This is a genomic window from Bacteroidota bacterium, from assembly GCA_016183775.1.
Lineage (GTDB): Bacteria > Bacteroidota > Bacteroidia > JABDFU01 > JABDFU01 > JABDFU01.
This window is the reverse complement of record JACPDY010000136.1, coordinates 1-11,324: the sequence shown is the minus strand read 5'-3', so window position 1 is coordinate 11,324 and position 11,324 is coordinate 1. Positions and strand designations below refer to the sequence as shown.

General features: G+C 40.8%; 3 protein-coding genes. 1 reads left to right on the top strand and 2 read right to left on the bottom strand.

Going from position 1 to position 11,324, the window contains the following annotated elements; all coding sequences use genetic code 11:
• The coding region (locus HYU69_15660) for a PKD domain-containing protein (GenBank protein MBI2271777.1) at nucleotides 1–4,945 on the bottom strand (4,945 nt) is incomplete at its 3' end.
• A 257-nt stretch (nucleotides 4,946–5,202) separates the two neighbouring features.
• On the opposite strand from HYU69_15660, the gene HYU69_15655 reads away from it, so the two are divergent.
• Nucleotides 5,203–6,768 (top strand): hypothetical protein, encoded by a 1,566-nt coding sequence (locus tag HYU69_15655; protein ID MBI2271776.1) that lies wholly within the window; start codon nucleotides 5,203–5,205, stop codon nucleotides 6,766–6,768.
• Nucleotides 6,769–6,861: 93 nt separating this feature from the next.
• Here HYU69_15655 and HYU69_15650 read toward each other — a convergent pair whose 3' ends face one another.
• Nucleotides 6,862–11,007 carry a gliding motility-associated C-terminal domain-containing protein gene (locus HYU69_15650; GenBank protein ID MBI2271775.1) on the bottom strand — a complete coding sequence of 1,382 codons (4,146 nt, stop codon included), beginning with the start codon at nucleotides 11,005–11,007 and terminating at the stop codon, nucleotides 6,862–6,864.
• Between the last annotated feature and the right edge of the window lie 317 nt (nucleotides 11,008–11,324).

Genomic DNA, 11,324 nt, shown 5'->3' with positions numbered 1-11,324 from the left:
TAACGGTAGTGCCGCTGACATTAATGGGCGAGCCAATGTTCCAGCTATAGGTACCCGTAGTACCGGTGTTGGTAAAAGTCACACCCGAACCCACGCAAGCCGATGGATTAGAAAAAGTAGCCGAAGCGGCACTCGTACCCGTAATGCTGAACGTTTTGGTAGTCACACAGCCATTGCCCTCGGTAACACTCACCGTATAATTTCCGGACGCGAGCCCCGAAACAGTAGCCCCGGTGGCCCCGTTAGTCCAGGTAAACGAATACGGAGAAGTACCACTGCTGACCGATACCGAAGCCGATCCGCTCACCGAACAGCTGATATTAGTACTGGAAGTAGAAAAATTAGCCGGAGCATTGATCATGATCAGAGCGGTAGTGCTGCACGCATTCGCATCCGAAACAGTTATGGTATACGAAGTTCCCGGAGCCAGTCCCGACACAGTCTGCCCCGTAGCCCCATTACTCCAGTTATAAGACAACACCCCCGTACCCCCCGTAGCAGTTACAACAGCAGTACCATTACAGGCCGCCGCCGACAAAGAACTGGTAACAGCAATAGGGTCAGGCTGAGAAATAGACACAATAGAAATAGACGTACAGGCCCCCTCCGTGATACTCACCGTATACGTACCCTGTACCAGGCCACTGTTTGTTAAAGTAGTACCGGTAGTAATACCACTGCTGCCATTGCTCCACTTATAAGTATAAGGACCAGAACCATTACTGATAGACACCGAAGCACTGCCATTATTCCCCCCGTTACAGGACACATTCGCCGTCACATTCGCCTGAGCAGATAAAACACAGCCACAACTATTCACCTGCACAGTAACCACATCCGTTTTAGTGCAACCACTCAGGCCGGTGACGGTAACAGTATAAGTAGTAGTAGTTGCAGGAGCAGCGATGGGGTTAGAAATAGAAGCATTATTCAACCCGGCGGCCGGCGACCAGGAAAACTGCGGAACCCCTTTGCAATAAGTAAATCTTGTAGAAGGATGCGACAAAGTCGAGCCACCCACAGCCGCGATAGAACATCCCGACTCAGCGTTAGTAGCGTTAGAAGCATAAGCCACCGACCCAAACCCCGAAGAAAACCCTGCCACCACATCAGCAGCCGAAACAGTAGAGTTATCCCAACAAATTTCAACAATGATATTAGAAGAACCATCCCAGTTATAAGGAGTGGTAAGCATATGCGTATTCCATCCCGCGACAGAAGAATAATTAACAGGCCCAAAGACAGTGGTCAAACCTGTGATCCATGAAAAGCCAAGAGTAGAAGCAGAAGTACAGCCCATTTTAATAGTAAAACCGGAATAAGGCAACGTACTATTTTTAGTAGTTACATAAAACGCGATAGATTTTAATTTTCCGGCCGTAATACCGGCAGTTTTCAGATCAGCCGCGCGGTACAGCAATTGCATACGGTAATCCGTGGCAGTTCCGGCATATGGAGAAGTACCGCTTGGAGCAGTGGTGCCAAGAGTCCCTGTAATATCCGCACCCGAGCAGGGAATATTACTGCCACAGGGGAAGAAAACACTTGCCGGCGTTCCCAACACTTGTGCACCCAGCTGCACATTAACACCTGAACACACACTCGCATTTGGCCCTGCATCGACGGTTGTTGTATCAACATTTACACGGACCGTGTCGTACTTTACGCAATAAGGATTGCCATTGGTGATTTTGACAATATAATCAGTTGTAACGCCGGCTGTGGAAACAGGGTTTGAAATAGTAGTGTTGCTTAACCCTGTTGACGGTGTCCATGAATAGGTGGTGCCGAGGCTTCCGTTAAGTGTAACGCTGGAGCCACGGCACATTAACTGGTCGGCACCTGCGCTTCCGGGTTGAGCAGGGTTAACAGTGATCAATACATCATCTGTTGAGGAGCAGGCACCATTGAATACGGTAACCCTGTAAGTGTTAGTGAAAATTGCGGTTAATATTGGATTTGCAATTAAGTAGTTGCTCAGAAAATTTTGTGGAGACCATGAGTAAGAAGTTCCTCCATTCGCCGACAAAGGTACAGGACTACCCATACACATTGTGACATCTGGTCCTGCATTCGCAACAGGTTTTGTATTGCGTGTAACAACAACCTGGTCTGTCGCGCTGCAGGTTCCTGAAGAAACAGTAACAGTATAAGTTGTTGTTGATCCGGGAGCTGCCTTCGGATTTGCAATGTTTGGATCGCTGAGACCTGTAGCCGGACTCCATACATAAGTCATACCACCGTTTGCGTTAAGCTGTACGCTGTCGCCCTGGCAAAAATTAACATCAGGCCCTGCGTTAGCGGTAACACCGTTTACAACAGTGACATTCACAGTATCAGTAACATTACAGGTTGCTCCCCCGACAGTTACTACATATTTTGTTGTAACAGCAGGACTGGCAATTGGATTGGAGATGTTCGGGTTGTTCAATCCGGTAGTTGGAGTCCATGTGTATGAAGTCCCTCCGCTCGCATTCAGTTGAACAGTATTACCGGTACAAATGATCGCGTCAGGTCCCGCATAAGCCGAACCAGCAGAAGTAACAACTATTTTTTTTATTATGGTGTCATTTGGACAACTCACAATCAGTTGAACATTGTAAGAACCCGGAGATGTATAAGTATGTGATGGATTTGGCAGAGTTGATGTGGTGCCGTCACCAAAATTCCATATCCATTGGGAGGGCTTCCAGTTTTGCTGCCAGACACAATTTCCATTCGACATATCTGTGAAAGTAACAATGTTGCACGGAGTCGTGGTGTAAGAGAAGTCGGCTTTGGCGCCGTTTGCTTTAAACTTTGCCATTACAGCCAGGTCGCCATATCCATTTGGCCATGACATCCAGGCTCCCGGTGTAGTAGGGAAATAGGAGGTGCCACTCATATGTTCAGTTCCTGCTATAATAGGGTCATCCTTGAATATTCTTATTTTGGCACCACGATAATCATAACCGCTTCCACCTAAAAAAGTGGAATATTGCAAAATATTCCCCGTTGTATTTAATTTAAAAACAACAAAATCAATATTGCCCATATTAGTAGTTTGAAACGCACAGGAAGTAATAGGAAAATTCAATGATCTGCTTTCTCCGATCACAATGGCTTCGTCGCATGAATTGACTGTAATTCCACAACCTCCCTCCCAATCATTACCACCAATATAGGTAGAATAGATCAATCCATTTCCTGCTGCATTGAGTTTAAAAACAAAACAGTCAAATGTTCCGGCATTGAAACTGGGGTCATATGCATTCACCGCAGGAAAATCAGTGCTGGAAGTCTGACTGGTAACAAATGCTTCACCCGCCGGATTTACAACTATTCCCTGGCTTACTCCATTATTAACCTCGTAAGAATCCGGATCACTTTCTTGTCCATTTCCACCAACGTAAGTTGAATACAGAAGGGTTGTGCCTGTAGGATTAAGCTTTGACACAAAAATATCACTTACTCCTCCGTTATAAGTGTTGTCGTAGGCATTTTGCATCGGATAATTTCCCGTTGTGGCACCTGTAATGTATGCATTCCCGGCATTATCAATATCAATGTCTATTCCTGTTTCTTTTCCGCTTCCACCCAGATATGTCGCATATAATCTGGTTCCGGTATTATTAAGTTTTACAACAAAGGCATCACGGCCCCCGCCACCAAATGATACATCATAGGAGCCAGCTACTGTTGTAAGGCCTCCACCAGTTGTGCTTCCTGTAATAAATGCTTCGCCGGCACTATTTACAACAACGCTTCTTGGTATTGGACCACTAAAGCCTCCTGCACCAAGCATCACATTATATATGTATGCACTTCCGGTACTGTTCAGTTTCATCGCATTTCCTCCGAGGGCAACTACTACTGGCTCTAGAGTACTGTTAACACCTATTCCATGCCCTTCGTTTCCTGAATTGAGATAGGTTCCCCATTTTACCACGTTGCCGTTCACGCCCAATTTCCATATATATATTCCTCTTCCGGCCAAAGCCGAAGTCGGGCCTATAACACCGGGGGTTGTATATAATCCGCCATACCATCCGGTTACATACATATCGCCCAGAGGATCAACTGCCATGTCAAATAAATATCCGTTGCCTACCCCATTATTACATGCATAGGTTGACCAGGCAAGTATTGTAGGATCAATGATCAACTCTTGTAATTGATCATAGGGACTCAGTACTTTAAAACTGTATGTTTCGCGATCAACAAGCCTGAAACTTACTTTGATTTCTTTCTTTATTCCGTTAATCACCTGGTATGAATAAGGGCTTTCTTCCTGCATAGTGCCCCATGGCGTATATATTTCAAGTCTGCCATTTGCATTGATCTTTAATTGTCGGACACCATCGTATTTAATTTTGACCTGGTTTAAATCAGCACCGGGCTTGAGTATCAGATCATATTTCAATTGATTTACATCCGTTTTATAATACCGGATATCAATATTATTATAAAGCTCATTATACCTGATAGCATTGTATTGAGGTACGTTTAATATGTTTTCAGAAGGATCAGTACTATACACATAATTTATTTTGCTCTCTGTCTTGTCTGTGCCGGCAATTGAAACTTTTTCATTCATGCCGATAAAATATGCGTTGTACACCATTATTTTTTCTGCCTCTTTTTCATCTTCATAGTCTTCTTTTTTGTAGCAAAAACTGACTCCATTCTTCAAAAAGCAAACGCTTGAAGAGCTTGTATAAGTGCTATAGGTAATATTTCCATCCCACTGTCCCATATTTTTCATAAACCGCGCCTGGATATCGGAAATGCCACTTAAAATATTATCATATACTGACTTGTCCAACTTTTTTTCAGAAGTAAAGTGATCATTTTGCTGTGCATTCAGAATTGAATTTTGAAAAAGAGAAAAAAGAACAATAAATAGTTCTATTCTCTTCCTGAAAAGTATTTTTTTATGTTCTTTCAACAGTAAATGGTTTTTCATTTGTATGTAATTTGTAAGTTGCTGTTTGTCAAATGGAATACGCCATATTCATTTTTCGGTTGATCACGCCTTTTGGCGTGATGGCTATTTCATGAAAATTTATTTTGTTTAATTCTGAACTATTAATATAATGAAATCAAAGCAGGTTTGGCAAGGCATTTTTATTCAATAATTTCAAATCTAAATTAATTTTACTTATATAAATAGTTAAATATCAATATAATATATATATTTATATTATAAATCTATATTTTAATATGAATGCATCCTCCGACCTGTTTTTATTGATTAACTCACTGAGCAAGTCCGAAAAGCGTCATTTCAAAATTTTTTCTTCCCGTCATGTATCAAAAAGAAATAATTGCTCTATAAAATTGTTTGATATTATTGAAAAGCAAACCCGTTCCAGAGCGCCGCAATATGATGAGGAAAAAGTAGTTGCTTTGACAAAAGGAAGTGCCCTTGGAAAGCGGCTTGCTGTTGCCAAGATCTATTTATATAATTCCATTCTCAAAAGCCTTCATGCATACCACTGCAATGACAGTGTCGATTCACAAATTAAGGAGCGGCTGCATTATGTAAAATTTCTTTTTGATAAAGCTTTATACGGATTGTGCGGAAAGGAATTGAATAAGATAAAAAAGTTGGTGCGGCAATACGAAAAATATTTGCCATGGATTGAAGTGATTGAGTGGGAACAAAAACTAACATTTATAAACGCCAGGAATGATCTGGGGATGATTACTGAAATTGAAAGTGCTGTAAATGAAGAACGGGAAATTGTTAGAAAGTTATTAAACTATTTTTCATACAGGCAAATAGGCGCAAGAATACTTTCGCTTCCAAATAAATCTGATGCACGGAAGGACAAATTTATCCTTAAGAAATACAATGAAGTTATGCAGGACGCATCTTTAAGTCAGGTGCCTGAAATGAATAGTTATATGGAGAATATTCAAATGCTAAGAGCATTAGATATTTATCATTTCAGGCGGGAAGAATATCCTGAGAGTCTTTCCTATTCTTTAAAGGCAATTGAGTTGATGGAAAAGTATCCTGAGCAGATCTCCGATAATATGAATGGATATTTTGCCGGACTAAACAACTATGTGTTGACTTGCAGAAGGGCAAGAAAATATAAGGATATGGGAAAGGGAATAAAAAGGATGAAACAGCTTATTCAGACTGCAAACCAAAGGCGTGCAAGTAAAAGCTTTGTTATGAATGTAATACTTACTACAACTATTTTTGAATTTGTTTTATATAGTGATACGGGTGAATTTGAAAAGGGAATAGATTTTTTTAAAAGTTTAAAGGAAGAAACGAAAATTTTTGAAAGCAGTTCATTTGTGAATTACAAGCTGATGTATTATTACAATATTGGAAGTATGTATTTTGGCGCTTGCCGTTACAAAGAAGCCATGTATTGGTTTAATAAAGGATTGAATGATGCCGACATAAAGAAGCATGATTCAATAAGGCGATCATTGTTTTTTACCAATATTGTCAATCATTTTGAGATACACAATTATGACCTGGTTGAAAATCTGGCCCAATCTTATACAAGAGCATTTCTACAGGACCAAAATTCCGGCGACTACGAAGTGATTATACTGAGGTTTTTTCAAAAGGAGATGCTCAATTTTAGTGATCGGCGATCGGCGATCAGGCTTTTTACTTCTCTGAAGGAAGAGCTGCATAGATCACCAGATTATCTCAGCTCTATAAAGAACCCTATGGATTTCGATTTCAATAGTTGGCTCGAATCGAAGATCCGGAGTATACCTTTTTCTGAAGTTATAAGAGAGAGAGTCCGGTTGTAATCAATTATAGTTTCGCCATATTGATATTTATGGCACCCGTTTTTGTTTCGTAGTTCATGTGTGTGATTTTTTACAAAAGGTAATATTTAAAAACTATCGAATAAGGGTAATAAATCCGGTATAGTCGAAGACTTTCTCATCGGTACGAAAAGCTCTGATCATATATAAATATGTACCATCCACGCATTCTTTTTCTGCAGAAGTCAATCCATTCCAGGTAGCGGTAGGTCCGTTCGTTTCAATGATTTTTAATCCCCAGCGATTCCAAATACTCATCTCAAGATTTCTAATTCCTTTTGTAGTTACTTTAAAAACATCATTCCGGGAATCTCCGTTTGGTGTAAACACATTAGGGATGACAATCAAAAATCCCGATACTTCAATAGTCTTACATATGGAATCCTTACACCCATTTGCGCTTGTGGCCAATAAACACGCATTGTATCTGCCGTCCGAAGTATAGGTATGGTTTGGTGATTGAACAGTGTCTTTTTGGCCATCACCAAAGTCCCAGGTCCATTTAGTTGCATTGGAAGTGGTACTGACAAAGTCGACGGTTAATGGCGAATCACCGGTTAGAACTGAAGGTGTAAAATCTGCCGAAGGGTTTGGACTGGCCGTAATACTTGCTGTGCCGGTAACTGAACATCCGTTTGCATCTGTTACGACAACAACATAGGTTCCTCCGCTAAGATTACTGATAGTGGCACTTGTAGCGCTTCCAAAATTCCAGGAATAAGTAACAGGATTCGCGCCTCCTGTAACGGAAACAGTTGCGGTTCCATTATTTTGTCCGCACGAAGCATTGGTAGAAGTGGTTTTTATAACAGGAGCATTCGGATTCGTAATACTTACTGAAGCAGTTACGGCGCATCCTTTACTATCAGTTACGGTAACAATATATAATCCGGCCGCTAAATTACCGGCAAGACTGGTCTGGTTTCCATTACTCCACAAATATGTGTAAACGCCGGACCCACCACTTGCATTAGCTGCAGCTGTTCCGGTACTTGCAGCGCAATTTGAAGGAGTTGAGGTAACTGACAGTGTAATACCCAATGCCGGTTCAGTAATCGTATAGCTAAATGTGGCCGTACAACCTTGTGAATCTGTAATTGACAATACATATACTCCCGGATTTAATCCTGTGATATCTTCAGTTTGCTTATTAACAGGAGACCAATCATATATATAAGTTGGAGTATTGCCGGTTGGGGTAATATTAATACTTCCCGTTTTAGATCCTTTACACAATATATTTGTAGTAAGGGGTGCCATATTGAACGCCGGGGGTTCTGTAATGGTTATTGTTTTGAAATTTGAACAGGAATTAGAAATATCAGTATACGTAATTGTGTAATTTCCGGCGCCCACACCAATTATATTACTGCTGTTGCCCGTACCTGAAGCACCTCCTGAACTCCAGGAATAAATATAATTACCGGATCCCCCTGTAGCAGTAGTATATATATTTCCGGTTAAATCTCCGTGACACTTTATATTGGTTGGAGGGTTATTGGTTATAACAGGTCCTCCCACAGGCGGAGCAACGGTAACGGAGCCTGTAATTGAGCAACCATTTGCGTCAGTAACTGTTATAACATAAGTTCCGGCTGCAAGGCCTGTTATAGTCCCGCCCCGTTTACCTCCCGGATTCCATAAATAAGTTAATGTGCCTGTACCATTGGTGGCCGAAGCAGTTGCTGTACCTGTATTTGCGCCGCAACCTGTTGCGGTGGAAGTAAGTGTGGTTAATATAAGTGCGGTGGAAGGTTGAGTAATGGTTGCTGAAGCAATAGAAGAACAACCTTTACTATCATTAATAGTTAGGGTATAAGAACCCGCTGTTAAACCCGTTAAATTTTTAGAAGTTGAATTGTTTGACCAGTTGTATGTGTAAGTAGGTGTACCCGAAGTAACGTTTGAATTTATAGAACCGGTTGCGCTGCCTTTACATTTTATATTTACTTCCGATAACGAAGATGTAATCCCTGTAGCCGGTTCAGTAATAGTATAGCTATATACAGCGCTACAGCCCTGTATATCTGTAATAGTTAATGTATAAGTGCCGGCTTTCAATCCGCTTATATCTTCTGTTTGTTTATTAACTGTTGACCAGTCAAATGAATAGGAGCCGTTATTGCCGGTAGGAGTAATATTAATACTTCCTGTTGTGGAACCTTTGCAGATAACATTTGTAATTACAGGGTTCATGTTATATGCAGGGGGGGCCGAAATAGTATCTATACGTATACTGCTGCACGAAGTGTTTGTATTTGTAACAGTAACGGTAAAAATTCCCGCCCCGATATTTGTAATATTATCTGTTGTTGCACCTGTATTCCAGGAGTAACTAATAGATCCCGGGGCTGAAATGAAAATGCTGCCGTTCGCACTACCGTTACATTTTACATTTTTTTTACTGATGAGTGTTATAGCAGGTCCTCCGGAAGGTGGAGCTACTGTGGCGGTACTCGTGGCTGTGCATCCATTGGCATCTGTAGCAGTTACTGTATATATTCCTGCAGCCAGGCCGGTTATACTACTGCCGGTTTTGTTTCCGGGACTCCACAAGTATGTTATTGCACCTGTTCCGCCAGATGCAGAAGCCGTTGCTGTACCATTATTTGATCCGCAACCTGTTCCTGTAGTAACCGGCACTGATAATGTAACCGCGGAAGAAGGTTGTGTGATAGTTACTGAAGTAGTTACAGTACAGCCCTTATTATCGGTGACAGTCAACGTATAGGATCCGGCAGTGATACCCGTTAAATTATTGGATGTTGAATTAGTTGACCATCTGTAACTAAATGTTGGTGTGCCTGAAGTAACAGTTGAGCTTATAGATCCGTTTGAGCCATTTGTACACTTTACATTTACTTTTCCTGATATTGAAACAGAAGGAGAAGGATTTATTACAACAGTAATTGATCGTGTGCTTACGCACCCCTGACTATTTGTACCTGTTACCGTGTAGCTTGTTGTGATGGATGGAGTTACAGTAATAACGGCTCCTGTTTGACTTGTACTCCAAATATAGCTGTTGGTGCCCGATGCGGTAAGGGTTAGATTTACCGGTTTTCCTGAACAGAAATTTGTGGAACCACCCGGGGTAATGTTAACAGTTGGTTTAGCATTCACAATAATGGTGTGAGACTCTGACTTTTCGCAGGTAGTTCCTGTACCGACTGTGTAGTTTAAAGTTATTGAACCGCTTAATCCGGCTGTTACCCAATTATTTCCTGAAACACCACTTCCGCTCCATATGCCTCCGGCATCGGCAGAACCGCTTAAGTAATTATTCAGGTTGATAGGTGTAGCTGATTCACAAACGCTTGCTGGCGGACTCCATGTGGTATTGTATATGGAAACAACGGTAATTGTATCAGTAATTGATTTTACACAACCGAAGGTATTATTCCAATTGTAAGTGATGGGATATTTACCTGGCTTTACACCTGGTGCAGTAGGACAGAAATAAGCTCTTCCGTTTTTGTAATCCATTAAAGAGCCAACAGGACAAGTGGTGCAGGAAAATCCTGCTATTCCTTTTAACTGATTGAGATTAAATGTAACTGTTTTGCAAGTACCAGGGAAAGTAAACGTGCCTGCCTGCAAATTACTTTGCTTAACCATGTCCCTTAAATTCCAATTAAAAGATCCGTTGTTGCCTGTATCACAAAACTTAATATCAACCACAGTATTTGTTTGATTTCGGGCATAATAACCAATAACGATGGATATTTGGTTAGAGCCCGTCATCGGCCCTAAATACTGCCAGGGCGCACCAGGGTTGGTAGGTCCCATATATCCAACGGCGTTTCCATTATACCTGATTTCGACATAATTTTGTGCTGTTGAATTAATATCAGTATGAATATACATCACCCATGCTGGTATCATCCACGCGGCACATTTTCCCGAAACAGACGCCAAACGTATGGAATCCAATTGCTCTATAAGACCATTATTTCCCAAGGCACCCGAACCACACACCATATTGCAGTTCATAGTTTTAGATGGAATTTCGTTCAGCATTAAATCCCCACATCCGGATGTACATCCTTGCGCGGATAATATTCTCATAATGTTATTGACAGATTTGGAGTTAGAATCATTTGCATTTACCCTTAAAACCAATATATTCTGTGGATTGTCCATAACACCTGCACTTTGAGCAAAACTCTCATAGTAAATTACTAATACAACCAGATGTAAGAAAAAAACAAACTTTTTCATGTATGTTTTAAAAATTGTTTAACTTTTATATACCTGATGAAATACAATGCTTGTAACCAAAAAAATTCTTTTGCTTGTAAAAGTAGCGTCATGTGAGTATCGGATTGTACTTTTTTCGATCAACCACTTGCAATTAGAGTCAAAGTATGACTATAATAAAACCAATAGGATTAAATAAGTAATACCAATTATAAATATTAATTAGTCCAATTTATATTTGAAAAAACATACCCAAATCCACATGTTTTTTTTATGCTTTGTTCTGTGAGGTTGCTAAGTTCAAGTGTAATAAAGTCACTTACTTCATCAAGGGTTTT